Source organism: Streptomyces sp. CWNU-52B, assembly GCF_047444975.1.
Lineage (GTDB): Bacteria > Actinomycetota > Actinomycetes > Streptomycetales > Streptomycetaceae > Streptomyces.
In genome coordinates this window covers 153,171-179,692 of record NZ_JBLFJV010000066.1, presented here as the reverse complement: position 1 = coordinate 179,692, position 26,522 = coordinate 153,171, and the positions used below count along the sequence as shown (strand labels likewise).

Genomic DNA, 26,522 nt, shown 5'->3' with positions numbered 1-26,522 from the left:
CACCCGAACTCCTGTGAAGTGGTGTTCCCCATCTGACCAAATCGACCGCCGGAAAGCGTCAGACCTCGGAGCCAACTCCGCGTACACCTGGGGTATGACACGGGTGGCCGGCACCGCCCGCGACCCGTAGGGGTCGAACGGGCCGGACGCCGTCCGTATGACTCGTCGGAGCGCGCTCGCTCCGTACGGCACTCCCCCGCCGACGGGACTCGTTCCAAGGATCCGACCCGCGCCACAACACTGCGGCTCAACACCCGGCTCAACACCGCAGCGCACGCACACCGCACACGGCAGGCAGCGCGCGGCACGGGAACACGGCAGGTCAGCCCGCCCGGTGCACCACCGCGTCGCACAGCTCCACCAGCGCCGCCTTCGCGTCGCACTCCGGGAGCGGCGCCAGCGCGGCGCGCGCGTCCTCCGCGTACCGCACGGTGTCGCGGCGGGCCTGGTCCAGTGCGGGGTGCGCACGCATCCTGGTCAGCGCCTCCGCGTGCCGCGCGTCGTCCGTCAGGTCCGACGCGAGCAGCTCGGACAGGGCGATGTCCTCGGCGAGCCCCAGCCGCTTGACGCGCTCGTGCAGCCGCAGGACGGGCATCGTCGGAATGCCCTCCCGCAGATCGGTGCCCGGAGTCTTGCCGGACTCGCGCGAGTCGCTGGCGATGTCCAGCACGTCGTCGGCCAGCTGGAAGGCGACTCCGAGCCGCTCGCCGTACTGCGTCAGCACGTCGACGACCGTCTCGTCGGCGCCCGACATCATCGCGCCGAACCGTCCCGCCACCGCGATCAGCGAGCCGGTCTTGCCTCCGAGCACGTCCATGTAGTGGTCGACCGGGTCACGCCCGTCGCGCGGTCCGGCCGTCTCCAGGATCTGGCCGGTGACCAGCCGCTCGAAGGCCTCCGCCTGGACACGTACGGCCTCGGGGCCCAGGTCGGCCAGGATGTGCGAGGCGCGCGCGAAGAGGAAGTCGCCGGTGAGGACCGCGACCGAGTTGTCCCAGCGACTGTTGGCGCTGGGCACCCCACGGCGTACGTCCGCCTCGTCCATCACGTCGTCGTGGTACAGCGTGGCGAGATGGGTCAGCTCGACGACGACCGCCGAGGGCACGATGCCCGGCGCGTACGGATCGCCGAACTGGGCCGCCAGCATCACGAGCAACGGCCGGAACCGCTTGCCGCCCGCCCGCACGAGGTGCTGAGCGGCCTCCGTGATGAACGGGACCTCGCTCTTGGTGGCCTCGAGCAGCCCCTCCTCGACAGCCGCCAATCCGGCCTGGACATCGGCTTCGAGAGCCTGGTCCCGCACGCTCAGCCCGAACGGCCCGACGACGGTCACGAGGGTCTCCTGTCTGCTGACGCTCTCAACGGCGGTCTCTGGATGCTGCGGGTGTGCTGCGTGCTGTGGGTGTTTGTCGATGTGTCGCTGCTGGCACTCAAGTCAGCGTATCCGGTCGTCTTTCGATCACGATGAGCGCCCGTCCGCCACCTGCCACACCCCTGCCGGACACGCTCCACCTGGCCCCTTTTGCCCCTTCGGCCAGGCGGGGCGGTACCGGGACACGGAAGATTCGCGCCTGATACACCGATATGGCCGACACGTCCCGAAAGGGGCGTTCCCGACGCCATCCTCCCGCGCCGGACCTCCGCCGGGCGCCCCGGCCGCACCGCCGGGCACACCCCGCCCACCTGACATGTCCGGTCCACGCGACGCACACCGTCCACCCAGCCCACCGAGACGACATCCCCGCACATCCGCACCCCCCTCCCCCCTGGAGACGACCCACGAGGGCATCCGCGTTCCCCCGACGGACGAAATCAAGCACGAGCGCGGCCTCGCGCGCGCCCGCGCGGCCCGTGGGGCGAACGACTGGAGGCCACCCATCCGTTCCCGCGCCGCACGGCACGGCACGCTTCACAGAAGCCCATACATCACCCTTCATCCGGACATTCATCACCCCATACGGGCCATAAGCGGCCGGAACATCCCGCACTTGACCCACTTGCCCGAATTAATGGACCTCTTCCTTAATTCCCTTTCTGCGCCAGTGAATTGAGTCACCCTCGCCCGAAGTGATCGTTTTGTCGGACTCGCCGACTTCCCTTTACGGAAAGCAAGTTGAACTTTGCCTTCCGTATCGATCAAGGGATATTCACGGGACAAGGCAGGTCATGACCACCTCTGTGTGAATTCGGGACTTGTTCGCAGCATGTGCTCTCGCATACGTTCACGTCACTCCGGACGGATCGCCTAATCCTGCCGCCGCCCGGAAAACCCAGTCACCCGATTACTCGCGTACGGCAGGAGCGGGGGACCCAGGTAAGTCGCCGGTCCCGATAGCGGGACGGCTAGGGGTTAAGTCGCGTACAGCACGCGGCCGGGCATCTCCCGCCCGAACCCGACAGCTCACCTCGTAGGCGCCGGAGAGGAAATTCGCCATGCCCGTACGAGGCAAGCACCGCCGTACCAGAATGACCGCCCTCACCCGTGGCATCGTCGCCGCGGGAACCGGCGGAGCCGCGCTCGCACTCCCCCTCGTGGGAGCGACCGGCGCCCACGCCGCCCAGCCGGCCCAGGCCCCGCAGGCAGCTTCGGCCGCCGTCCCGCAGGTCTCGCTGGTGACGTACAAGGTGGTCGAGGGCGACACCCTGTCCAAGATCGCCAAGGCGCGCACCACGAGCGACTGGAAGAGCCTCTACAAGGCCAACCGCGCGGTCATCGGCAACGACCCGGCGCACATCCGTCCGGGCCTCGAACTGACCGTGGGCACCAAGAACGCCAAGGCCCCGGCGAAGACGGCCAAGGCGAGCACGGCGTCCGCCGCCACCCCGGCCGCCGCGACCGCCTACACGGACGACCTGGACGGCTGGATCAAGGAATCGCTGGACGTCATGGCTCAGCAGGGGATCCCGGGCAGCTACGACGGCATCTACCGCAACATCATGCGTGAGTCGTCCGGCAACGCGCAGGCCATGAACAACTGGGACTCCAACGCGGTCGCCGGTACGCCGTCCAAGGGGCTCCTCCAGGTCATCGACCCGACCTTCACGGCGTACCACGTGACCGGCACGTCGCTGGACCCCTTCGACCCGGTCGCCAACATCACGGCGGCGTGCAACTACGCCGCCGCGCGGTACGGCTCGATCGACAACGTCTTCGGGGCCTACTGACCGACGCCCGGTCCCGCGCTCCGGCCGGTACGGAGGTAGCCGCGGTCGGTCCTGGTGCCGGAGAACATCCGCTCCAGGACCACCGCGATGCCGTCGTCCTCGTTCGAGAGAGTGATCTCGTCGGCGACGGCTTTGAGCTCGGGATGTGCGTTGGCCATCGCGACGCCACGCGCGGCCCAGTCGAACATCGGAATGTCGTTCGGCATGTCCCCGAAGGCGACGGTCTCCGCCGACGTCAGGCCCAGATGCCCGGCGGCGAGCGCGAGGCCCGTCGCCTTCGTGATGCCGCATGGCTGGAGTTCGACGGTGCCGGGCCCGGACATCGTGACGCTGGCGAGGGAACCGACCGCCCCCCGGGCTGCGGTCGCCAACTCGTCGTCGGAGAGCAGCGGATGGCGCAGCAGCACCTTGCTGATGGGCTCGGTCCAGAGGTCGTCGCGGCGCAGCACCCGTACCGCGGGGAGCGTCGGGTGGGGCATCTCGTACCCCGGCTCGATGAGCGTGAGGCCGTCCACGCCGTCCTGGTCGACGGCCGCGTACACCTCGCCGACCTCCGCCTCGATCTTGCCGAGAGCCACCTCGGCCAGCTCGCGTTCGAGAGTGACGGACCACACCATGCGGTTCGCGCCGGCGTCGTACAACTGCGCTCCCTGGCCGCACACCGCGAGCCCCTGGCTGCCCAGTTCGTCCAGCAGCGGCCGTACGCGTGGTGCGGGTCGCCCCGTGACCACGAGGTGCCGGGCGCCTGCCCCGACCGCTATCGCCAGCGCGGCCCGTGACCGGTCGGAGAGAGTGTCGTCGCCGCGCAGCAGCGTCCCGTCCAGGTCAGTGGCGATGAGTGAATATGCAATCGGTGCGGCCATGATCAGAGAATACGGATCGAATGCCCCAGCGACTCGACGGGAACCGGACGTCGTCCGGCACCGCGGCCGCCTCAGGCGTCACCGTACGTCCCGTCAGGCCCCGCCAGTTCAGGCCGATCCCATGACATATCGGCCACTGCGCCGGGCCGGTTCGCGCCCCCCTCTTCTTCCCTGCTTCGTTCCTCCGCGCCGCCCTTTCCGCGCCCTTTCCGCGCCTTTTCCGCGCCCTTTTCGCGCCCCCCCTTCCTCGCCGCCTCTCGCCGGCCACTCGCCCGGGTTCAGCCGTGCCGTGCCGCCAGGTGCCGGGCCAGCCTCGGCGAGGCGAACTCCGTCCCGCACACGAACCGCATCACCGGGCCGTACGATCCGGCCGCGGGCAGCCCCGTGAAGTACAGCCCGGGTACGGAGGAGCTGAATCCGGCGCCCAGCCTCGGCGTTCCGCGGCTCACGGCCAGCCGTGTCCGCAGTTCATGGCCGAGGAAGTCCATCGCGGCGAGGTCCACGCGGTAGCCGGTCGCGGCGATGACGTGGTCCGCGGAGAGTTCCTCGACCCGGCCGTCGAGGGTCCGCACGGTGAGGGCCGGGCGTCCGTCCGCCGTCCCGGCGGCTCCGGTGATCCGGGCCACCTCGCTCACCTGCACCTTCCCTTCGAATCTGGCGCGCAACCACCAGGCGCCGAGCGGGCCGAGGACCCGGCGGACCAGGAAGTGCCGGGCTCCCGGGGGCAGGTGGCGGTACGGGTGGGGGTAGTAGGTGAGGGCCCACAGGGACCAGGCCCGCCCGAAGGGTGACTCGGGGCGCAGCCGTGGTTGCCGCCACGGGGGCGCGCCGAAGGCGACAGACCCCTTTCCGCGCGCCACCACGCGCACCTGTGCGCCGGCTTCGGCGGCGAGCGCCGCTGTCTCCAGGGCGGACTGGCCCGCGCCGACGACGATCAGTTCCCTGCCGGAGAACCGGGACAGGTCGTGCAGCTGCGAGCTGTGCGAGACGGGGCCCGTGGGTGTCGGTCCGTCGGGCGCCGCCCCGGCCAGTTCGACGGGCAGGTGGGCCAGCCCGGACAGGCCGGTCGCGACGACGACCGCCCGCGCGGTGAACACCTCGCCCGAGTCCAGTTTCAGCTCGAAGCCCGCGGGGCCGCGTCCGGAGTCGACCGAGACGACCCGCACCCGCTCCAGATCCGGCACGAGCCGCTGCTGGAACCACTCCCCGTACTCCACGAACGTCTCGACCGGGACGAGGTCCTCGTCCGTGACGAGGCGGGGGATGCCGGCCGCGTCGCAGTAGTCGACAAGGTCGTGCCCTGGTTGCGGGGCGTCGATGTTCGAGGCGGCCGGGGTCGACTTGAGGAGCATCCCCTCGGGCATGTTCGCCCGCCAGCTCACCATGGGTTCGCCGAACACCCGTACCGGAATGCCGCGCGCTCTCAGATGCGCGGCGGTGGACAGGCCGAAAGGCCCGGCACCGATCACTGCCACCGGCTCCATCACGAAGTCCCCTCCCCAGGACGCCACTTCGCCATCACGTGGTCACACCGTGCGCTCCGCCCCGCCGCGCCCCCTGTCTCCGCCACCGGCGGCGGCCCGGTGCCGCGCGGGCTCCGCGCCGGCCCGACCGCCACAGCTGGAACAGATGCTTCGCACCGGGCCGTATCAAGCGCGCGAGCATCGTGAAGAACGGCCGCAGGTCGTCCGCCGCCAGCCACGCCAGCTCCGTACCGCTCGGGCGGGCGGGGGCGTGCGGTGTCGTGTAGCCGCTGCGGCGGTACGCGAGCAGGGCCGGCAGGTCGATGTTCTCCACGATGTAGCGCCGGCCGGCGAGCTGCTCCCCCTCCGGAACGGTGCGGCCGGTCAGGTCCAGATGCATGGCACGGACGACGTCGACCCCCGACTCGCTCTCGAAGAGCCGGAACTGGGCGCCCATCCGCGGATTGAAGTCGAGCAGTTTGTACCGGCCGTCGCGGCGGTCGAAGCGCAGGTCGAGGTCGATGACGCCGCTGAAGCCGATCTGTTTGATGAAACGAGCGGCCAGGTCGGCCAGTTCCGGGTTGTCGACCACGTACGCGTTCGCCGTCATCCCCGCGTGCGGCGGCCAGGAGCGGACCTTGACCCCGGTGAACATCGCGAGCGGCGTCGAGTCCCCGTCGAAGTACGCGTGCACGATCCAGTCCTCGGCGTCCTCCCGGGGCAGGTACTCCTGGAGGATCACGCCGGGATGTTCGCCCCAGTCCCGGGCGAGCCCCAGCAGGCCGTCCCGGGTCGCGATACGGGTCGTCCCGTTCACGGCCGGGCGCGCGCGGCGTACGAAGGCCTCGCGGTTCTTCGCCACGAGCGGGAACCTCGCCTTCGCCGCGAAGTCCTCGATCTCCTCGTACGACTCCGGGAAGGCGGCCTGCGGGCTGGGCACGCCGTGCTCCACACAGAGTTCGTGCAGCCCCTGTTTGCTGGCCAGGCGCCGCGGGAGTCCGGCCCCCACCCGGGGGAACAGGAAGCTTCCCGCGAGGTCGGACTGGTGTTCGGCGATCAGGACCGCGGCTTCCTCGTCGGTCGGGATCAGGACGGCGGGCCGGCCGATCCGGCGCCCGACACGCAGCAGCCCCTCGACGAGCCGCTCCGGTTCCTCCGTCCCCGTGGTCGGCCAGACGAACGCGCGCCGCAGATGACGCGAGAGGGCCGCCGGCGTGTATCTGTCCTCGGTGATCGCGTACATCGGCACGCCCAGCCGGCCCAGGCTGCGGATCGCGCCCACCCCGCCGTGATGCAGCGGGTAGTCGCCGAACTTCACGATCAGGCCCGGTGTCTCCCGGTCCAGGTACAACGGCACGCTGGCAGAGCTTTTGGCCACGGGTCCCCCCACGTGTCCCACGCATTCCTGGACCCGGACCCACCCCGTCCGTGCCCCCGCAAGGAAGCTAAGCCGGAATCAACCACTCCGACCCCACCCTTAATCGGACATTGCGAACTCTTTAGACACTGCCGACGAGTGGCACATCCCCGTAACGTGTGTTCCACCCACACGGAAAGCGAGGCAGCATCCCATGCCCCCCTTCGATGTCCCCGAGGGCGATCCCTTCGGCCCGCACAATCTTCCGTACGGCGTCTTCTCCCTGGGCGGCTCCGATCACCGGAGCGTGGGCGTCAGGCTGGGCGACCACGTCCTCGACGCGGGGGCCGCCGCCGTGGAACTCGGCTCTCCGTACGCCACCCTGCTCGCCAGGCCCTCGCTGAACCCGCTGCTCGCGGCCGGCCGCACGGCCTGGTCGGACGTGCGGCGGGCGCTCACCGCGTGGGTGACGGTGCCCGCCCACCGCGAGAGCGTCGCCGCTCTGATCCACCCGCTCTCCGCGGTGACCCTGCACCTCCCCTTCGAGGTCGCCGACTACGTCGACTTCTACGCCTCCGAGAACCACGCCCGTAACGTCGGCCGGATCTTCCGCCCCGACGCCGAGGACTCCCTCACGCCCAACTGGAAGCATCTGCCCATCGGTTACCACGGGCGGTCGGGCACCGTCGTCGTCTCCGGGACCGACGTCGTACGCCCCGCGGGGCAGCGCAAGGCCCCCGCCGACCCGGCGCCGGTCTTCGGCCCGTCCGTGCGGCTGGACATCGAGGCGGAGGTCGGCTTCGTCGTCGGCACGCCTTCGGCGATGGGCACGCCGGTGGCGCTGGGCGACTTCCGCGACCATGTGTTCGGGCTCTGCCTCCTCAACGATTGGTCCGCTCGCGACCTCCAGGCCTGGGAGTACGTCCCCCTCGGCCCGTTCCTCGGCAAGTCCTTCGCCACGTCGGTGTCGGCCTGGGTCACCCCGCTCGACGCCCTGGAGGACGCCCGGGTGGCGCCACCGGCGCGCACGCACCCCCTTCTCCCCTATCTGGACGACGCGTCGGAGGACCCCGGTGGCTTCGATCTGCGCCTCTCGGTCGCCGTCAACGGCCATGTGGTGTCCGAGCCCCCGTTCTCCACGATGTACTGGACGGCCGCCCAGCAGCTGGCGCACCTGACCGTGAACGGAGCCTCGCTGCGTACGGGGGATCTGTACGGGTCCGGCACCGTGAGCGGGGCCTCGGACGGTGAACGGGGTTCGCTGCTCGAACTGACCTGGAACGGGCGGGACGCGCTCGAACTTCCCGACGGCAAGCGGACGTTCCTGGAGGACGGGGACACGGTGACGATCACCGCGTGGGCGCCGGGGCCGGATGGTACGCGGGTGGGGCTCGGCGAGGTGACGGGGCGGGTCGTGCCGACGCCGTAGTTGCCGCTTGGCTGCCTCTTGGCTGCCTCTTGGCTGCCGCCGGCTGGCTGTCTTCGGGCTCTGGGGGCGTTTGGGGGTGCGGGACGGTGGGGGCTGGGTGCGCAGTTCCCCGCGCCCCTTCAGGGGGCTGGGGGCTGCGGTCGTGGGGTGGGTGCGGGATCGTGGGGGTTTAGCGCGCCGTTCCCCGCGCCCCTTCAGGGGGCTCCGGCCGTCGGGCAGGTGCGGGTTCGTGGGGGTTTAGTGCGCCGTTCCTCGCGCCCCTGAAGGGGGCGCCCCTTCAGGGGTGGTGTTTTCTACGTCCAGTCTTCCGGGTCCGGTTCTGGTTCCATTTCTGGCCAGTGCAGGTCCGGGTCGCCTGTGGTTCGGTGCTCGGGGTTTTCCGTGTCCTTCTGTGTCGTGGTGGGCCGGTCCAGGGAGGCCAGTACCCCGACCACGCCCTCCCCGTAGGTCGCGAGCTTCTTCTCGCCGATGCCGCTGATGCCGCCGAGCTCCGGGACGGAGGCCGGCCACAGTGTGGCGATCTCCCGCAGCGTGGCGTCGTGGAAGATGACGTACGCCGGGACGCCCTGCTCCTTGGCCTGCCCGGCACGCCAGGCGCGCAGCGCCTCGAAGGCGGGGTGCAGCTCCGCGGGGAGCTCGGCCGCCGCGGCGGCGGCCTTGGCCTTGCGCTCGGCCCGGCCCGAGCCGGACGAGGAGGACGAGCCGCGGGAGGACACCGGCTTCGGCTGCTCCTTGCGCAGCGGCACCTCCCGCTCGCGCCGCAGCACCGTGCCGCTCGCGTCGGTCAGGACCAGCGTCCCGTACGCCCCCTCGACCGCGAGGAGGCCCTGGGCCAGCATCTGCCGTACGACACCGCGCCACTCGCCCTCGGCCAGGTCCTCGCCGATGCCGAACACGGACAGCTGGTCGTGGTCGAACTGGATGACCTTGGCCGTCTTGCGCCCGAGCAGGATGTCGACGATCTGGATCGCCCCGAACTTCTGCCCCCGCTCACGCTGCAACCGCACCACGGTGGACAGCACCTTCTGGGCCGCGACCGTGCCGTCCCAGGTCTCGGGCGGGACCAGGCACGTGTCGCAGTTGCCGCACGCCTCGGTCACCGGGTCCTGGCCGAAGTAGGCGAGCAGCTGGGCGCGCCGGCACTGGGCGGTCTCGCACAGGGCGAGCATCGCTTCGAGATGTGCGCCCGCCCGGCGGCGGAACGCCTCGTCGCCCTCGCTCGACTGGATCATCTTGCGCTGTTGTATGACGTCGTTCAGGCCGTAGGCCATCCAGGCCGTGGACGGCAGTCCGTCGCGGCCGGCGCGGCCCGTCTCCTGGTAGTAGCCCTCGACGGACTTCGGCAGGTCGAGGTGGGCGACGAACCGGACGTCCGGCTTGTCGATGCCCATGCCGAAGGCGATGGTCGCGCACACCACCAGGCCGTCCTCGCGCAGGAACCGCGACTGGTGGGCGGCGCGCGTGCCCGAGTCGAGCCCCGCGTGGTAGGGCACCGCCGCGATGCCGTTGCGGGCGAGGAACTCGGCGGTCTTCTCCACCGAGTTGCGCGAGAGGCAGTACACGATGCCCGCGTCGCCCGCGTGCTCCTCCTGGAGGAAGGACAGCAGCTGCTTCTTGGGGTCGGCCTTGGGCACGATCCGGTACTGGATGTTGGGCCGGTCGAAGCTGGCCACGAAGTGGCGGGCGTCCGGCATGCCCAGGCGCTCGGTAATCTCCTGGTGCGTCGCGTGCGTGGCCGTCGCGGTCAGCGCGATCCGCGGGACGTCCGGCCAGCGCTCGCCCAGCAGCGAGAGCGCGAGGTAGTCGGGGCGGAAGTCGTGACCCCACTGGGCCACGCAGTGCGCCTCGTCGATCGCGAAGACGGAGATCTTGCCGCGCTTGAGGAGGTCGAGCGTGGACTCCAGGCGCAGCCGCTCCGGCGCGAGGTAGATCACGTCCAGCTCGCCCGCGAGGAACTCGGCCTCGACCGTGCGCCGCTCGTCGAAGTCCTGCGTGGAGTTCATGAACCCGGCGCGCACGCCGAGCGCACGCAGCGCGTCCACCTGGTCCTGCATCAGCGCGATCAGCGGGGAGACCACCACACCCGTACCTGGTCTGACCAGGGCCGGGATCTGGTAGCAGAGCGACTTTCCGCCGCCTGTCGGCATGAGGACGACCGCGTCCCCGCCGCTCACCACATGCTCGATGACGGCTTCCTGCTCGCCTCGGAAGGTCTCGTACCCGAAGACCCGGTGGAGCGTGCCGAGCGCTTCGCTCTCCGCCACCTCTGTCATCACACCCGTCCCGCCCATCGTCCCGTCCCCCGTACGTCGTGCCTCGACCACTGCGTCCACGATAGGGGTCCGCACCGACAGCCTCAGAGTTATCCACAGGCTGCGGCGGAGTATCCGCGGAACACGTCCGCTCTCCCGTACGCGCGCCCGCCCCTAAAAACGCCCTGGGCCCCGGTTCCAGGCTGGAACCGGGGCCCACGGATCATGCCACCGTCAGCGGACGAAGACGCCCGCCTGCCCTGCCAGATCCAGGAAGTACTGCGGCGCCACACCGAGCACCAGCGTGACGGCCACACCCACCGCGATCGCCGTCGTCGTCAGGGGGGACGGCACGGCGACCGTCGGGCCCTCCGGACGCGGCTCGCTGAAGAACATCAGCACGATCACTCGGATGTAGAAGAACGCCGCGATGGCCGACGAGATCACACCGACCACGACGAGCGCGCCCGCGCCGCCCTCGGCCGCCGCCTTGAACACGGCGAACTTGCCCGCGAACCCGGAGGTCAGCGGGATGCCGGCGAAGGCCAGCAGGAAGACCGCGAACACCGCCGCCAACAGGGGCGACCTGCGGCCCAGACCGGCCCACTTGGACAGGTGGGTGGCCTCGCCGCCGGCGTCCCGTACGAGGGTGACCACGGCGAACGCGCCGATCGTCACGAACGAGTAGGCGCCCAGGTAGAAGAGCACCGACGAGACTCCGTCGGGCGTCGTCGCGATGACACCCGCGAGGATGAATCCCGCGTGCGCGATCGACGAGTACGCCAGGAGCCGCTTGATGTCGGTCTGGGTGATCGCGACGATCGCGCCGCCCAGCATGGTGACGACCGCGACGCCCATCATCACCGGCCGCCAGTCCCAGCGCAGGCCCGGCAGGACGACGTACAGGAGCCGCAGCAGCGCGCCGAAGGCGGCCACCTTGGTCGCGGCGGCCATGAAGCCGGTCACCGGCGTCGGGGCGCCCTGGTAGACGTCCGGGGTCCACATGTGGAACGGCACCGCGCCGACCTTGAACAGCAGGCCCATGACGACCATCGCGGCGCCGATGAGCAGCAGCGCGTCGTTGCCCATGGTGCCCACGAGCGCGGGGTTGACCGTCTCGACCGTGCCGTCGACGACCCGCGCGATCGTCGCGTACGACACGGAGCCCGCGTAGCCGTACAGGAGGGCGATGCCGAAGAGGGTGAACGCGGAGGCGAAGGCGCCGAGCAGGAAGTACTTGACCGCGGCCTCCTGCGACATGATCCGCTTGCGGCGGGCCACGGCGCACAGCAGGTAGAGCGGCAGCGAGAAGACCTCCAGCGCGATGAAGAGCGTCAGCAGGTCGTTGGCCGCCGGAAAGACCAGCATGCCGCCGATCGCGAAGAGCAGCAGCGGGAACACCTCGGTAGTGGCGAACCCGGCCTTGACCGCGGCCTTCTCGCTGTCGCTGCCCGGCACGGCCGAGGCCTGCGCGGCGAACGAGTCGACGCGGTTGCCGTGCGCCACGGGATCGAGGCGCCGCTCGGCGAACGTGAACACGCCCAGGACACCGACCAGCAGGATGATGCCCTGCAGGAAGAGCGCGGGTCCGTCGACCGCGACGGCGCCCATGGCGGCGATACCGGCCTTGGTGGTGCCGTATCCCCCGGCCGCGAGCCCGACGACCGCGGCGAACGCGGCGGCGAGGGCGACGACGGACACGAAGATCTGCGCGTAGTAGCGGGACCTGCGGGGCACGAACGCCTCGACCAGGATCCCGACGACCGCCGCTCCGATGACGATCAGGGTGGGCGACAGCTGCCCGTACTCGATGTTCGGCGCGTCGATCTTCTGGATCGGATCGGCCGCCGTTGTCCACAGGCTGTGGACGGCTGTTGCGCTCACTTGGCGGCCTCCACCTCAGGCTTGGGGTCCTTCTTGTGTACGTCGGACATGGTCTGTTTGACCGCCGGGTTGACGATGTCGGTGAGGGGCTTCGGGTAGACGCCCAGGAAGATCAGCAGGGCGATCAGCGGGGCGACCACCACGAGCTCGCGCACCTTGAGGTCGGGCATGGCCGAGACCGCGGGTTTCACCGGGCCCGTCATCGTCCGCTGGTAGAGGACGAGGGTGTAGAGCGCGGCGAGCACGATGCCGAAGGTGGCGATGATCCCGATCGCCGGGTAGCGCGCGAACGTGCCGACCAGGACCAGGAACTCACTGACGAACGGCGCGAGCCCCGGCAGCGACAGCGTCGCGAGGCTGCCGATCAGGAAGGTGCCGGCGAGCACCGGGGCGACCTTCTGCACCCCTCCGTAGTCGGCGATCAGACGCGAGCCGCGCCGCGAGATCAGGAAGCCGGCCACCAGCATCAGCGCGGCGGTCGAGATCCCGTGGTTGACCATGTAGAGCGTCGCACCGGACTGGCCCTGGCTGGTCATCGCGAAGATGCCCAGGATGATGAACCCGAAGTGGGAGATCGACGCGTACGCCACCAGTCGCTTGATGTCCCGCTGGCCGACCGCGAGCAGCGCCCCGTAGATGATGCTGATCAGGGCGAGTACGAGGATGACCGGCGTCGCCCACTTCGAGGCCTCCGGGAAGAGCTGGAGGCAGAAGCGGAGCATCGCGAAGGTTCCGACCTTGTCGACCACCGCCGTGATCAGTACGGCGACCGGAGCGGTGGCCTCCCCCATGGCGTTGGGCAGCCAGGTGTGGAGCGGCCACAGGGGCGCCTTCACCGCGAAGGCGAAGAAGAAGCCCAGGAACAGCCACCGTTCGGTGTTGGTCGCCATGTCCAGCGAGCCGTTGGCCCGCGCCTCGGCGATCTCCTGGAGCGAGAAGTTCCCCGCCACCACGTAGAGGCCGATCACGGCGGCCAGCATGATCAGGCCGCCGACCAGGTTGTAGAGGAGGAACTTCACGGCCGCGTACGAGCGTTGCGCCGCGGCGTGTTCGTCCGAGCCCGCGTGGGCACGGTCTCCGAAGCCGCCGATGAGGAAGTACATCGGGATGAGCATGGCTTCGAAGAAGATGTAGAAGAGGAAGACGTCGGTGGCCTCGAAGGAGATGATCACCATCGCCTCGACGCCGAGGATCAGGGCGAAGAAGCCCTGCGTCGGCCGCCAGCGGCTGCTGTGGGTCTCCAGCGGGTCGGCGTCGTGCCAGCCCGCGAGGATCACGAACGGGATCAGCAGGGCGGTCAGCGCGACCAGCGCCACCCCGATGCCGTCCACGCCCAGTTCGTACCGCACCCCGAAGTCCGCGATCCAGGAGTGCGATTCGGTGAGCTGGTAGCGGTCGCCGTCGGGGTCGAAGCGGACCAGGACGACGACGGCGAGCGCCAGGGTGGCGAGCGAGACGAGCAGCGCCAGCCATTTGGCTGCGGTGCGGCGCGCGGCCGGTACGGCGGCGGTGGCGATCGCCCCGATCGCCGGGAGCGCGGCCGTCGCTGTCAGCAGAGGAAAGGACATCGGAATCAGACCGCCCTCATCAGCAGGGTCGCGGCGATGAGGATCGCCGCACCGCCGAACATCGAGACGGCGTACGAGCGCGCGTAGCCGTTCTGCAGCTTGCGGAGCCGTCCGGACAGGCCGCCCATCGAGGCCGCCGTGCCGTTGACGACCCCGTCGACCAGGGTGTGGTCGACGTACACCAGGGAGCGGGTGAGGTGCTCGCCGCCGCGCACCAGGACGACGTGGTTGAAGTCGTCCTGGAGGAGGTCGCGCCGGGCGGCCCTGGTGAGCAGGGAGCCGCGCGGGGCGACGGCCGGGACGGGACGGCGCCCGTACAGCAGGTAGGCCACGCCGACGCCGATGACGAGCACCACCATGGTGGAGAGCGTGACCGTCGTCGCGCCGATCGGCGGGTGTCCGTGCGCGTGCTCGGTGACGGGCTCCAGCCAGTGCAGGAAGCGGTCGCCGATGCCGAAGAACCCGCCCGCGAAGACCGATCCGAAGGCCAGCACGATCATCGGGATCGTCATGGACCGGGGCGACTCGTGCGGATGCGGCTCATGGCCGTCCGCGTCGGGCTGCCAGCGCTTCTCCCCGAAGAACGTCATCAGCATCACGCGCGTCATGTAGAACGCGGTGATGGCCGCGCCCAGCAGCGCCACGCCGCCGAGGATCCAGCCCTCGGTGCCGCCCTTGGCGAAGGCGGCCTCGATGATCTTGTCCTTGGAGAAGAAGCCGGACAGGCCCGGGAAGCCGATGATGGCGAGATAGCCGAGGCCGAACGTCACGAAGGTGACCGGCATGTGCTTGCGCAGGCCGCCGTACTTTCGCATGTCGACCTCGTCGTTCATGCCGTGCATGACCGAGCCGGCGCCGAGGAAGAGCCCGGCCTTGAAGAAGCCGTGCGTCACCAGGTGCATGATCGCGAAGACGTAGCCGATCGGGCCGAGGCCCGCCGCGAGGATCATGTAGCCGATCTGCGACATGGTCGAACCGGCGAGCGCCTTCTTGATGTCGTCCTTGGCGCAACCGACGATCGCACCGAAGAGGAGCGTGACCGCTCCGACGACGGTGGTGACCAGCTGGGCGTCCGGCGCGCCGTTGAAGATCGCCCCGGAGCGGACGATCAGGTACACGCCCGCGGTCACCATGGTCGCGGCGTGGATGAGGGCCGAGACCGGGGTCGGGCCCTCCATCGCGTCGCCGAGCCAGGACTGCAGCGGCACCTGGGCGGACTTGCCGCAGGCGGCGAGCAGCAGCATCAGGCCGATGGCGGTGAGCTTGCCCTCGCCGGTCTCACCGGTGGCCTCCAGGACAGGACCGAAGGCGAAGGTCCCGAAGGTGGTGAACATCAGCATGATGGCGATCGACAGGCCCATGTCACCGACGCGGTTGACCAGGAAGGCCTTCTTCGCCGCGGTGGCCGCGCTGGGCTTGTGCTGCCAGAAGCCGATGAGCAGGTACGAGGCGAGGCCCACACCCTCCCAGCCGACGTACAGCAGCAGGTAGTTGTCGGCGAGGACGAGCAGCAGCATCGCCGCGAGGAACAGGTTCAGATAGCCGAAGAAGCGGCGGCGGCGCTCGTCGTGCTCCATGTACCCGATCGAGTACACGTGGATGAGCGAGCCGACTCCGGTGATCAGCAGCACGAACGTCATCGACAGCTGGTCGAGCTGGAAGGCGACGTCCGCCTGGAAGCCCTCTACGGGGATCCAGCTGAACAGGTGCTGGGCGAGGGCCCGGTGCTCCTCGTCCTTGCCCAGCATGTCGGCGAAGAGGATCGCGCCGATCACGAAGGACGCGGACGCGAGGACCGTGCCGATCCAGTGGCCGACGGCATCGAGCCGCCTGCCGCCGCACAGCAGTACGGCCGCTCCGAGCAGAGGCGCTGCGACCAGCAGCGCGATCAGATTCTCCACGATTGCAGCGACCCCTTACAGCTTCATCAGGCTGGCGTCGTCGACCGAGGCCGAGTGGCGGGAACGGAACAGCGACACGATGATCGCGAGCCCGACCACGACCTCCGCGGCGGCGACGACCATCGTGAAGAAGGCGATGATCTGGCCGTCGAGATTGCCGTGCATGCGGGAGAAGGCCACGAACGTGAGGTTGCAGGCGTTGAGCATGAGCTCGATGCACATGAACACCACGATCGCGTTCCGCCTGATCAGGACGCCGGTGGCGCCGATCGTGAACAACAGGGCGGCGAGGTACAGATAGTTGACGGGGTTCACTTCGCGGCCTCCTCTTCACGGTCCTCGCGGCCGAGCCGCTCCTCGGAACGCTGCTCCAGGGCCTTGAGGTCCTTGAGCGCCTCGCCCGACACGTCACGGATCTGACCGCGGTCGCGCAGTGTCTTGATGACGGTGAGCTCGGACGGGGTGCCGTCCGGCAGGAGACCGGGGATGTCCACCGCGTTGTGCCGGGCGTAGACGCCGGGGGCGGGCAGCGGGGGCAGCTGCTGGTTCTTGCGTACGCGCTCCTCGGCCATCTGGCGCTGCGTCTTGGGCCGTTCGGCGCGCTCGCGGTGGGTGAGCACCATGGCGCCGACGGCGGCCGTGATGAGCAGGGCGCCGGTGATCTCGAAGGCGAAGACGTACTTCGTGAAGATGAGGGCGGCCAGCCCTTCCACGTTCCCGCCGGAGTTCGCCTGGGACAGGCCGTTGAACTCCGACAGCGACGCGTTGCCGATGCCCGCGCACAGCAGGATCCCGAAGCCGAGACCGCACAGGAGGGCCAGCCAGCGCTGGCCCTTGATGGTCTCCTTCAGGGAGTCCGCCGCGGTGACACCGACGAGCATGACCACGAAGAGGAACAGCATCATGATCGCGCCGGTGTAGACGACGACCTGCACGATGCCCAGGAAGTAGGCGCCGTTGGCGAGGTAGAACACCGCCAGGATGATCATGGTTCCGGCGAGGCAGAGCGCGCTGTGCACGGACTTCTTCATGAAGACGGTGCACAGGGCGCCGATCACGGCGACGGTGCCGAGGATCCAGAACTGGAAGGCCTCTCCGGTGGAGGTCGAGTAGGCCGCGAGCGAGGTGGTGTGGGCGGCGAGTTGCGCGGTCATCGGCCGATCACCTGCTCCGGCGCCGGCTCGTCCGCACCCGGGGCCGACGCGCTCGCCTGCGGGACCTCGCCCTTGGAGACGGCGACCTGGGTCTCCGTACCCGGCGCGGCCTCGGTGACCAGGCCCCGGTAGTAGTCCTGCTCGTCCGTGCCCGGGAAGATCGAGTGCGGCGACTCGACCATGCCCTCCTCCAGACCGGCGAGCAGCTGCTCCTTGGTGTAGATGAGGTTGGCGCGGCTGCTGTCGGCCAGCTCGAACTCGTTGGTCATCGTGAGCGCGCGCGTGGGGCACGCCTCGATGCACAGGCCGCACAGGATGCAGCGCGCGTAGTTGATCTGGTAGACGCGGCCGTACCGCTCGCCCGGGGAGTAGCGCTCCTCCTCGGTGTTCTCCGCGCCTTCCACGTAGATCGCGTCGGCCGGACAGGCCCAGGCGCACAGCTCGCAGCCGATGCACTTCTCCAGGCCGTCCGGATGGCGGTTGAGCTGGTGCCGGCCGTGGAAGCGCGGGGCGGTGGTCTTCTGCGCTTCCGGATACTGCTCGGTCAGCCGCTTCTTGAACATGGCCTTGAAGGTCACGCCGAAGCCTGCGACGGGATTCTGGAAACCGGGTTTGGTCTCCTTCTGCTCATCAGCCATCGGACGCCTCCTTTCCGTCACGAGGTCCATCGGATCCGTCACTGGCAGTATCGGGTCCACCACTGACAATCAGCTCCCGCTCCCGGCGCGGGCGGCGCCGGGGCACCGGCGGCAACTCCTGTCCGGGCAGTGGCGGTACGGGGTATCCGCCCGCCATCGGGTCGAAGGCGACGGGTTCGGGCGGTGGCTCCTGCGCCTCCTTCCGGTCGCGGTACATGTCGGCGATGAAGGAGAGCAGCAGCAGGACGAGTACGGCGCCGGCCACGTACAGGGCGATGTCGGCGAAGTCGTAGTTCTCGTTGCGCAGCGTCCGCACGGTCGCCACGGCCATCAGCCAGACCACGGAGACCGGGATCAGGACCTTCCAGCCGAGCTTCATCAGCTGGTCGTAGCGGACGCGGGGCAGCGTGCCGCGCAGCCAGATGAAGAAGAACAGCAGCAACTGCACCTTGATGACGAACCACAGCATCGGCCACCAGCCGTGGTTGGCGCCTTCCCAGAAGGTGCTGATCGGCCAGGGGGCCCGCCAGCCGCCCAGGAAGAGCGTCACGGAGACCGCCGAGACGGTCACCATGTTCACGTACTCGGCGAGCATGAACAGCGCGAACTTGATGGACGAGTACTCGGTGTTGAAGCCGCCGACCAGGTCGCCCTCGGACTCAGGCATGTCGAACGGGGCGCGGTTGGTCTCGCCGATCATCGTCACGATGTAGATCAGGAACGACACCGGCAGCAGGACGATGTACCAGCGGTCGTGCTGCTGAGCGACGATCTCCGAGGTCGACATCGAGCCGGAGTACAGGAACACCGACGCGAACGCGGCGCCCATGGCGATCTCGTACGAGATCATCTGGGCGCACGAGCGCAGGCCACCGAGCAGCGGGTACGTCGACCCGGAGGACCAGCCCGCCAGGACGATGCCGTAGATGCCCACCGAGGCGACCGCGAGGATGAAGAGCATCGCGATCGGCAGGTCGGTGAGCTGCATCGTGGTGCGCGTGCCGAAGATCGAGATCTCGTTGCCGGCCGGCCCGAAGGGGATCACGGCGATCGCCATGAAGGCCGGGATCGCGGCCACGATCGGCGCGAGGACGTAGACCACCTTGTCCGCGCGCTTGACGATCAGGTCTTCCTTGAGCATCAGCTTCACGCCGTCGGCGAGCGACTGGAGCATGCCCCAGGGTCCGTGCCGGTTGGGGCCGATGCGCAGCTGCATCCAGGCGACGACCTTGCGCTCCCACACGATGGAGAACAGCACGGTGATCATCAGGAAGGCGAAGCAGAAGACCGCCTTGACGACGACCAGCCACCACGGGTCGCGGCCGAACATGGAGAGGTCCTCCGCGGCCAGGTACGCCGGCGCGGCGAGGTTCGCCATCATGCCTCCACCTCCTTGGGAGCCTCGTTCTCGGAAACCTCGGCGGCGAGCGTCGCCGGTCCGATACGGACGAGCGCGCCGGGGGTCGCGCCCGTGTCCGAGGCGACGCCCGACCCGGCGGAGTTCAGCGGGAGCCAGACCACACGGTCGGGCATCTCCGTGATCCGCAGCGGCAGTTCGACCGCTCCGGCGGGCCCTGTCACGGCCAGCGTGTCGCCGTCCTTGACGCCCGCCTCGGCGGCCGTGGCGCGCGACACGCGCGCGTGGGCGGCGTGCCGGGTCCCGGCGAGCGCCTCGTCGCCCTCCTGGAGACGGCCCCGGTCCAGCAGCAGCCGGTGTCCGGCGAGCACCGCCTCCCCCGCCGCGGGCCGCGGCGCCAGGGCCGAGGTCCCCAGGAGTTCGGTGGCCCGCGGCCCGTCCCAGGCGCCGAGCCGGTCGAGCTCCACGCGCGCGGTGCGCAGGTCGGGCAGTCCCAGGTGTACGTCCATGGCGTCGGCCAGCATCTGCAGGACGCGGCCGTCGGTGGGCGCCACCCGGCGGGTCATCTGGTCGGGCTTGAGAGCGGCCTCGAAGAGGCGTGCCCGGCCTTCCCAGTTGAGGAAGGTGCCCGCCTTCTCGGCGACCGCGGCGACCGGGAGTACGACGTCCGCGTGGTCGGTGACCTCGCTGGGACGCAGTTCCAGCGACACCAGGAAGCCAACTTCCGAAAGCGCCGCACGCGCGCGTGCGGGGTCGGGGAGGTCGGCGACCTCGACGCCCGCCACCACGAGTGCGGAGAGCTCACCGGTGGCGGCACCCTCGACGATCTGTCCGGTGTCGCGGCCGTGCCGGTGCGGCAGTGCGGCGATCTTCCAGGCCTGGCAGACCTCGTCCCGCGCGCGCGGGTCGGTGGCCGGCCGTCCGCCGGGCAGCAGCGAGGGCAGCGCCCCCGCCTCGATCGCGCCGCGCTCGCCCGCCCTGCGCGGGATCCACACCAGCTGGGCGCCGGTGGCGGTGGCGGCCCGGACGGCGGCGGTGAGCCCGCCCGCCACGGAGGCCAGCCGCTCGCCGACGACGATCACGGCGCCGTCGGTGCGCAGCGCCTCGGCGGCCTTCGCCCCGTCGCCGTCCAGGCCGACTCCCGAGGCGAGCGCGTCCAGCCACTCGGTCTCGGTGCCGGGGGCGGCCGACAGGAGCGTGCCGCCCGCCTTCTCCAGGCCGCGTGTCGCGTGCGTGGCCAGCGAGAAGGTCCGCTGTCCGTGTCCGCGCCAGGCCTTGCGGAGCCTCAGGAAGACACCGGGTGCCTCCTCCTCGGACTCGAACCCGGCGAGCAGGACGGCGGGGGCCTTCTCCAGGGTGGTGTAGGTGATGCCCGTGCCGTCGAGGTCCTTGCCGCGCCCTGCGACGCGGGCGGCCAGGAAGTCGGCCTCCTCGGCGCTGTGCACGCGCGCGCGGAAGTCGATGTCGTTCGTGTCGAGGGCCACGCGCGCGAACTTGCTGTACGCGTAGGCGTCCTCGACGGTCAGCCGGCCGCCGGTGAGGACACCGGTCCGGGAGCGGGCCGCCAGGAGTCCCCGGGCCGCCACGTCCAGTGCCTCGGGCCACGAGGCGGGCTCCAGCTCACCGGACGCGCCGCGCACCAGCGGCGTCGTCAACCGGTCCCGCTGCTGCGCGTACCGGAAGCCGAAGCGGCCCTTGTCGCACATCCACTCTTCGTTGACCTCGGGGTCGTTGGCCGCCAGACGCCGCATGACCTTGCCGCGCCGGTGGTCGGTGCGGGTCGCGCAGCCGCCGGCGCAGTGCTCGCACACGGAGGGCGACGAGACCAGGTCGAAGGGCCGCGAGCGGAAGCGGTACGCCGCCGAGGTCAGCGCGCCGACCGGGCAGATCTGGATGGTGTTCCCGGAGAAGTACGACTCGAAGGGGTCGCCCTCGCCGGTGCCGACCTGCTGGAGCGCGCCCCGCTCGATCAGTTCGATCATCGGGTCGCCCGCGACCTGGTTGGAGAACCGGGTGCAGCGGGCGCACAGCACGCACCGCTCACGGTCGAGCAGCACCTGGGTGGAGATCGGGACGGGCTTCTCGTACGTCCGCTTCTTCCCGTCGAAGCGGGACTCGGCGTGGCCGTGCGACATGGCCTGGTTCTGCAGCGGGCACTCGCCGCCCTTGTCGCAGACGGGGCAGTCCAGCGGGTGGTTGATGAGCAGGAGCTCCATCACACCCTTCTGGGCCTTCTCCGCGACGGGAGAGGTGAGATGGGTCTTGACGACCATCCCGTCCGTGCAGGTGATCGTGCAGGACGCCATGGGCTTGCGCTGGCCCTCGACCTCGACGATGCACTGGCGGCAGGCGCCGGCCGGGTCGAGGAGCGGGTGGTCGCAGAAGCGGGGGATCTCGATGCCGAGCTGTTCGGCGGCGCGGATGACCAGGGTGCCCTTGGGCACGCTGAGCTCCACGCCGTCGATGGTCAGCGAGACGAGATCCTCCGGCGGAACGGCCGCCTCTCCGCCTCCGGAGGGAGCGCTGGTGGTCACGGTCATGCGTTCACCTCCGTGTACTTGTCCTTGTCGGCCCAGACCGTCGACTTGGCGGGGTCGAAGGGGCAGCCGCGGCCCGTGATGTGCTCCTCGTACTCCTCGCGGAAGTACTTGAGGGAGGAGAAGATCGGTGAGGCGGCGCCGTCGCCCAGCGCGCAGAAGGACTTGCCGTTGATGTTGTCGGCGATGTCGTTCAGCTTGTCGAGGTCGGACATGACGCCCTTGCCGGCCTCGATGTCGCGCAGCAGCTGCACGAGCCAGTACGTGCCCTCGCGGCAGGGCGTGCACTTGCCGCAGGACTCGTGGGCGTAGAACTCGGTCCACCGGGTGACGGCACGGACGACACAGGTCGTCTCGTCGAAGCATTGGAGTGCTTTTGTGCCGAGCATGGAACCCGCGGCGCCCACTCCTTCGTAGTCAAGAGGGACGTCGAGGTGTTCCTCGGTGAACATCGGGGTCGAGGAGCCGCCCGGCGTCCAGAACTTGAGGCGGTGTCCGGCCCGGATTCCGCCGCTCATGTCGAGGAGCTGGCGAAGGGTGATGCCGAGCGGGGCCTCGTACTGGCCGGGGCTGGTGACATGGCCGCTGAGCGAGTAGAGCGTGAAGCCCGGGGACTTCTCGCTCCCCATCGATCGGAACCATTCTTTGCCCTTGTGGAGAATCGCGGGAACCGACGCGATGGACTCGACGTTGTTCACAACAGTCGGACAGGCATAGAGGCCCGCGACCGCGGGGAAAGGGGGACGAAGTCGCGGCTGTCCACGGCGGCCTTCGAGCGAGTCGAGCAGCGCGGTCTCCTCACCGCAGATGTACGCGCCCGCGCCCGCGTGCACGGTGAGCTGGAGATCGAGTCCGCTGCCCAGAATGTTCTCGCCGAGGTAGCCCGCCGCCTGAGCCTCGCGTACGGCCTCGTGCAACCGCCTGAGCACGGGGACGACTTCACCACGCAGGTAGATGAAGGCATGCGACGACCGGATCGCATAACAGGCGATGACAATGCCCTCAATGAGGCTGTGCGGGTTCGCGAAGAGAAGCGGGATGTCCTTACAGGTTCCCGGCTCCGATTCGTCGGCGTTGACAACTAGATAGTGAGGCTTTCCATCACCCTGGGGAATGAACTGCCACTTCATTCCGGTGGGGAATCCCGCGCCGCCCCGGCCGCGCAGACCGGCGTCCTTCACGTACGCGATGAGGTCGTCCGGCGACATGGCGAGCGCCTTGCGCAGGCCCTCGTATCCGTCGTGCCGGTGATACGTGTCCAGCGTCCAGGACTCGACCTCGTCCCAGAAGGCCGACAGCACCGGTGCGAGCAGTTTCTCGGGACTGTCCTCCGAGCCGGTCCCCGGCCGGGAGGTGCCCCCGTATTGAGTGGACAAGGTCATCACTCCCCCTCCTCGGCGGCAGGCCCGGCCGGGTGGTCCGGGTCGGAGGCCGACGTGTCCTGCGGCGCGTCGTGCGAACTGAGGTGCTCGGCCGACGGCGTGGCGTGCGGCGACGTGTCCTGCGGCGACTCGTCCCGGGGAGCTCCGGACCCGCGCGGGTGCACCACGCGCGCGGAAGCCGTCTCCCCCTTGGCCAGCCGGAGGCCGATCAGCGAGGCGGGTCCCGCGCCGCCGCTCGCCTCGACCGCGCCGGGGCGCTCGTCGGGGAAGCCCGCGAGGATGCGGGCGGTGTCCTTGAAGGTGCACAGGGGCGCACCGCGCGTCGGCTCGACCTGTGTTCCCGCGCGCAGGTCGTCGACGAGGCGTTTGGCGCTCTCGACGGTCTGGTTGTCGAAGAACTCCCAGTTGACCATCACGACCGGCGCGAAGTCGCAGGCCGCGTTGCACTCGATGTGCTCCAGGGTGACCGCGCCGTCGTCGGTGGTCTCGCCGTTGCCGACACCGAGGTGCTCCTGCAGGGACTCGAAGATCGCGTCCCCGCCCATGACGGCGCAGAGGGTGTTGGTGCAGACGCCCACCTGGTAGTCGCCGCTCGGCTTGCGGCGGTACATGGAGTAGAAGGTCGCGACCGCGGTCACCTCGGCCGTGGTGAGGCCGAGCATCTCCGCGCAGAACCGCTGGCCCGTGCGCGTGACATGGCCCTCCTCCGCCTGCACGAGGTGCAGCAGCGGCAGGAGGGCGGACCGGGAGTCCGGGTAGCGGGCGATGACCTCGCGCGCGTCCGCCGCGAGCCGGTCCCGGACGTCGTCCGGGTAGTCGGGCGCGGGCAGTTGGGGCATCCCCAAGCTGATGCCCTGTGGCTGTACGCCCTGCTCGGAAGGAGTGGTGGTCACCGGTCGACGCCTCCCATCACGGGGTCGATGGACGCGACAGCGACGATGACGTCGGCGACCTGGCCGCCCTCGCACATCGCCGCCATGGCCTGCAGGTTGGTGAAGGACGGGTCCCGGTAGTGGACCCGGTAGGGGCGGGTGCCTCCGTCGGACACGACGTGCACCCCAAGTTCCCCCTTGGGTGACTCGACAGCCGCGTACGCCTGTCCCGGCGGCACGCGGAAGCCCTCGGTCACCAGCTTGAAGTGGTGGATCAGGGCCTCCATGGAGGTGCCCATGATGTTCTTGATGTGGTCGAGCGAGTTGCCGAGGCCGTCGGGGCCGAGCGCGAGCTGGGCGGGCCAGGCGATCTTCTTGTCGGTCACCATGACCGGTCCCGGCTCCAGCCGGTCCAGGCACTGCTCGACGATCGCGAGCGACTGGCGCATCTCCTCCAGGCGGATGAGGAAGCGCCCGTACGCGTCGGCGGTGTCGGTGGTCGGCACGTCGAAGTCGTACGTCTCGTAGCCGCAGTACGGCTGGGCCTTGCGCAGGTCGTGCGGGAGCCCGGCGGACCGCAGGACCGGCCCCGTGGCGCCCAGCGCCATGCAGCCGGCCAGGTCGAGGTGGCCGACGTCCTGCATACGGGCCTTGAAGATGGGGTTCCCGGTGGCGAGCTTGTCGTACTCGGGAAGGTTCTTGCGCATCTTCTTCACGAACTCGCGGATGTGGTCCACCGCGCCCGGGGGCAGGTCCTGGGCGAGACCGCCGGGCCGGATGAACGCGTGGTTCATGCGCAGGCCGGTGATCAGTTCGTAGATGTCGAGAACGAGTTCACGATCGCGGAAGCCGTAGATCATGATCGTGGTGGCGCCGAGTTCCATGCCGCCGGTGGCGATGCACACCAGGTGCGAGGAGAGCCGGTTCAGCTCCATCAGGAGCACCCGGATGATCGTCGCGCGGTCCGGGATCTGGTCCTCGATGCCGAGGAGCTTCTCGACGCCGAGACAGTAGGCGGCCTCGTTGAAGAAGGACGTCAGGTAGTCCATGCGCGTCACGAAGGTGGTGCCCTGTGTCCACGTACGGAACTCGAGGTTCTTCTCGATGCCGGTGTGCAGGTAGCCGATGCCGCAGCGGGCCTCGGTGACCGTCTCGCCGTCGATCTCCAGGATGAGCCGGAGCACGCCGTGGGTGGAGGGGTGCTGGGGGCCCATGTTGACGACGATGCGCTCGTCGTCGGACCTGGCCGCGGTCTGGACGACCTCGTCCCAGTCGCCACCGGTGACCGTGTAGACGGTCCCCTCGGTGGTCTCCCGCGCTGATGCTGACTGCGTACTCATGAGTACGACCTCCGCTGGTCCGGAGCCGGGATCTGGGCGCCCTTGTACTCGACGGCGATGCCGCCGAGGGGATAGTCCTTGCGCTGCGGAAAGCCCTGCCAGTCGTCCGGCATCATGATCCGCGTCAGCGCCGGGTGACCGTCGAAGACGATGCCGAAGAAGTCGTACGTCTCGCGCTCGTGCCAGTCGTTCGTCGGATAGACCGAGACGAGGGACGGGATGTGCGGTTCGGCGTCCGGAGCGCTGACCTCCAGGCGGATCAGCCGGTTGTGGGTGATCGAGCGCAGGTGGTAGACGGCGTGCAGCTCGCGTCCCTTGTCCTGCGGGTAGTGGACCCCGCTCACGCCGGTGCAGAGCTCGAAGCGCAGGGCCGGGTCGTCGCGCAGGGTCCGGCCGACCCGAAGCAGGTGCTCGCGCTCGATGTGGAAGGTGATCTCGTCGCGGTCGACGATCGTCTTCTCGATCGCGTTCTCCGGGACCAGGCCCTGTTCCTCCAGGGCGCCCTCGAGTTCGTCGGCGACCTCGTCGAACCAGCCGCCGTAGGGGCGGGCGGTCGGTCCCGGCAGGCGGACCGAGCGGACCAGGCCGCCGTATCCGGAGGTGTCCCCGCCGTTGTTGGCGCCGAACATGCCGCGCTGGACGCGGATCTCCTCCCCGCCCTCGCCGCGCTGGCCCGGGAGGTTGGAGGCGCCGAGGTCCTTCTCGGGGTTGGTGCCGTTCGTGCCGTTGGCGTTCGCGTCGCTCACCGCAGCAGCCCCTTCATCTCGATGGTGGGGAGCGCCTTGAGCGCCGCTTCCTCCGCCTCGCGGGCCGCTTCCTCCGCGTTCACACCGAGCTTGGAGGACTGGATCTTCTGGTGGAGCTTGAGGATCGCGTCGATCAGCATCTCGGGCCGCGGCGGACAGCCGGGCAGGTAGATGTCCACGGGGACGATGTGATCGACGCCCTGCACGATCGCGTAGTTGTTGAACATGCCGCCCGACGACGCACAAACCCCCATGGAGATCACCCACTTGGGGTTGGGCATCTGGTCGTAGACCTGCCTCAGGACCGGCGCCATCTTCTGGCTGACGCGTCCGGCGACGATCATCAGGTCGGCCTGCCGCGGTGAGCCGCGGAAGACCTCCATGCCGAAGCGCGCGAGGTCGTAGCGGCCGGCGCCCGTCGTCATCATCTCGATGGCGCAGCAGGCGAGGCCGAAGGTGGCAGGAAAGACGGACGACTTGCGCACCCACCCCGCGGCCTGCTCGACGGTGGTCAGCAGAAAGCCGCTCGGCAGCTTTTCTTCGAGTCCCATGCTCAATGGCTCCTCTGTCCCCTATACGGGGCTCAGTCCTTTGCGGGGTTCAGTCCCATGCGG

General features: G+C 69.6%; 20 protein-coding genes and 1 riboswitch. Of the genes, 2 read left to right on the top strand and 18 right to left on the bottom strand.

The window, feature by feature from the left end; all coding sequences use genetic code 11:
• Positions 1-322: 322 nt before the first annotated feature.
• A complete protein-coding gene (locus tag ACLVWQ_RS40355; protein ID WP_414114305.1) occupies positions 323-1,333 on the bottom strand; it encodes a polyprenyl synthetase family protein in 1,011 nt (336 codons plus the stop codon).
• 932 nt (positions 1,334-2,265) lie between these two features.
• A riboswitch (cyclic di-AMP (ydaO/yuaA leader) is annotated at positions 2,266-2,430 on the top strand.
• A 3-nt stretch (positions 2,431-2,433) separates the two neighbouring features.
• Here ACLVWQ_RS40355 and ACLVWQ_RS40350 point away from each other — a divergent pair.
• On the top strand, positions 2,434-3,165 hold the full coding sequence (locus tag ACLVWQ_RS40350) for a LysM peptidoglycan-binding domain-containing protein (protein WP_414114304.1): 732 nt from the start codon (positions 2,434-2,436) through the stop codon (positions 3,163-3,165).
• On the opposite strand, the gene ACLVWQ_RS40345 is transcribed toward ACLVWQ_RS40350, so the two are convergent.
• The 3 genes from ACLVWQ_RS40345 to ACLVWQ_RS40335 form a co-directional block, all read right to left on the bottom strand.
• The gene (locus tag ACLVWQ_RS40345; RefSeq protein WP_414114303.1) at positions 3,159-4,028 is read right to left on the bottom strand and encodes an HAD family hydrolase; all 870 of its coding nucleotides are present in this window, start codon (positions 4,026-4,028) and stop codon (positions 3,159-3,161) included. The two genes, ACLVWQ_RS40350 and ACLVWQ_RS40345, sit on opposite strands and share 7 nt — an antisense overlap.
• 278 nt (positions 4,029-4,306) lie before the next feature.
• Positions 4,307-5,515 (bottom strand): FAD-dependent oxidoreductase, encoded by a 1,209-nt coding sequence (locus ACLVWQ_RS40340; protein WP_414114302.1) that lies wholly within the window; start codon positions 5,513-5,515, stop codon positions 4,307-4,309.
• A 31-nt stretch (positions 5,516-5,546) separates the two neighbouring features.
• On the bottom strand, positions 5,547-6,869 hold the full coding sequence (locus ACLVWQ_RS40335; RefSeq protein ID WP_414114301.1) for an ATP-grasp domain-containing protein: 1,323 nt from the start codon (positions 6,867-6,869) through the stop codon (positions 5,547-5,549).
• A gap of 193 nt (positions 6,870-7,062) precedes the next feature.
• Between ACLVWQ_RS40335 and fahA the strand changes: the two genes are divergently transcribed.
• Positions 7,063-8,277: a fumarylacetoacetase gene (fahA, locus tag ACLVWQ_RS40330; protein WP_414114300.1), complete on the top strand. Its 1,215-nt coding sequence runs from the start codon at positions 7,063-7,065 to the stop codon at positions 8,275-8,277.
• Positions 8,278-8,570: 293 nt separating this feature from the next.
• Here the strand turns inward: fahA and recQ are convergent, their stop codons facing one another.
• From recQ to ACLVWQ_RS40260, 14 genes are all read right to left on the bottom strand, one after another.
• Entirely contained in the window at positions 8,571-10,568 is a 1,998-nt protein-coding gene (recQ, locus tag ACLVWQ_RS40325) for a DNA helicase RecQ (RefSeq protein ID WP_414114324.1), read from the bottom strand.
• 195 nt (positions 10,569-10,763) lie between these two features.
• The gene (gene nuoN, locus ACLVWQ_RS40320; RefSeq protein ID WP_414114299.1) at positions 10,764-12,413 is read right to left on the bottom strand and encodes an NADH-quinone oxidoreductase subunit NuoN; all 1,650 of its coding nucleotides are present in this window, start codon (positions 12,411-12,413) and stop codon (positions 10,764-10,766) included.
• Complete coding sequence (locus ACLVWQ_RS40315; RefSeq protein ID WP_414114298.1) at positions 12,410-13,981, bottom strand: NADH-quinone oxidoreductase subunit M; 1,572 nt, start codon at positions 13,979-13,981, stop codon at positions 12,410-12,412. The genes nuoN and ACLVWQ_RS40315 overlap by 4 nt, the downstream gene beginning before the upstream one ends.
• Positions 13,982-13,986: 5 nt before the next feature.
• Complete coding sequence (gene nuoL, locus ACLVWQ_RS40310; RefSeq protein WP_414114297.1) at positions 13,987-15,882, bottom strand: NADH-quinone oxidoreductase subunit L; 1,896 nt, start codon at positions 15,880-15,882, stop codon at positions 13,987-13,989.
• A 15-nt stretch (positions 15,883-15,897) separates the two neighbouring features.
• A complete protein-coding gene (nuoK, locus tag ACLVWQ_RS40305) occupies positions 15,898-16,197 on the bottom strand; it encodes an NADH-quinone oxidoreductase subunit NuoK (protein ID WP_261704931.1) in 300 nt (99 codons plus the stop codon).
• A complete protein-coding gene (locus ACLVWQ_RS40300; protein WP_414114296.1) occupies positions 16,194-17,036 on the bottom strand; it encodes an NADH-quinone oxidoreductase subunit J in 843 nt (280 codons plus the stop codon). The genes nuoK and ACLVWQ_RS40300 overlap by 4 nt, the downstream gene beginning before the upstream one ends.
• Positions 17,033-17,674, bottom strand: a complete 642-nt coding sequence (nuoI, locus tag ACLVWQ_RS40295) for an NADH-quinone oxidoreductase subunit NuoI (RefSeq protein WP_414114295.1) — start codon at positions 17,672-17,674, stop codon at positions 17,033-17,035. The genes ACLVWQ_RS40300 and nuoI overlap by 4 nt, the downstream gene beginning before the upstream one ends.
• Positions 17,667-19,052, bottom strand: coding sequence for an NADH-quinone oxidoreductase subunit NuoH (nuoH, locus tag ACLVWQ_RS40290; protein WP_414114323.1), 1,386 nt, complete (start codon positions 19,050-19,052; stop codon positions 17,667-17,669). Before nuoH ends, nuoI begins: the two co-directional genes overlap by 8 nt.
• Positions 19,052-21,571, bottom strand: a complete 2,520-nt coding sequence (locus ACLVWQ_RS40285; protein WP_414114294.1) for an NADH-quinone oxidoreductase subunit G — start codon at positions 21,569-21,571, stop codon at positions 19,052-19,054. The genes nuoH and ACLVWQ_RS40285 overlap by 1 nt, the downstream gene beginning before the upstream one ends.
• Positions 21,568-22,950 carry an NADH-quinone oxidoreductase subunit NuoF gene (gene nuoF / locus ACLVWQ_RS40280; protein ID WP_414114293.1) on the bottom strand — a complete coding sequence of 461 codons (1,383 nt, stop codon included), beginning with the start codon at positions 22,948-22,950 and terminating at the stop codon, positions 21,568-21,570. Before nuoF ends, ACLVWQ_RS40285 begins: the two co-directional genes overlap by 4 nt.
• Positions 22,950-23,843, bottom strand: a complete 894-nt coding sequence (nuoE, locus tag ACLVWQ_RS40275; protein WP_414114292.1) for an NADH-quinone oxidoreductase subunit NuoE — start codon at positions 23,841-23,843, stop codon at positions 22,950-22,952. The genes nuoF and nuoE overlap by 1 nt, the downstream gene beginning before the upstream one ends.
• On the bottom strand, positions 23,840-25,162 hold the full coding sequence (locus ACLVWQ_RS40270; protein ID WP_414114291.1) for an NADH-quinone oxidoreductase subunit D: 1,323 nt from the start codon (positions 25,160-25,162) through the stop codon (positions 23,840-23,842). Before ACLVWQ_RS40270 ends, nuoE begins: the two co-directional genes overlap by 4 nt.
• On the bottom strand, positions 25,159-25,908 hold the full coding sequence (locus ACLVWQ_RS40265) for an NADH-quinone oxidoreductase subunit C (protein WP_414114290.1): 750 nt from the start codon (positions 25,906-25,908) through the stop codon (positions 25,159-25,161). Before ACLVWQ_RS40265 ends, ACLVWQ_RS40270 begins: the two co-directional genes overlap by 4 nt.
• Positions 25,905-26,459: a NuoB/complex I 20 kDa subunit family protein gene (locus tag ACLVWQ_RS40260; RefSeq protein ID WP_055509252.1), complete on the bottom strand. Its 555-nt coding sequence runs from the start codon at positions 26,457-26,459 to the stop codon at positions 25,905-25,907. Before ACLVWQ_RS40260 ends, ACLVWQ_RS40265 begins: the two co-directional genes overlap by 4 nt.
• Positions 26,460-26,522 lie beyond the last annotated feature (63 nt).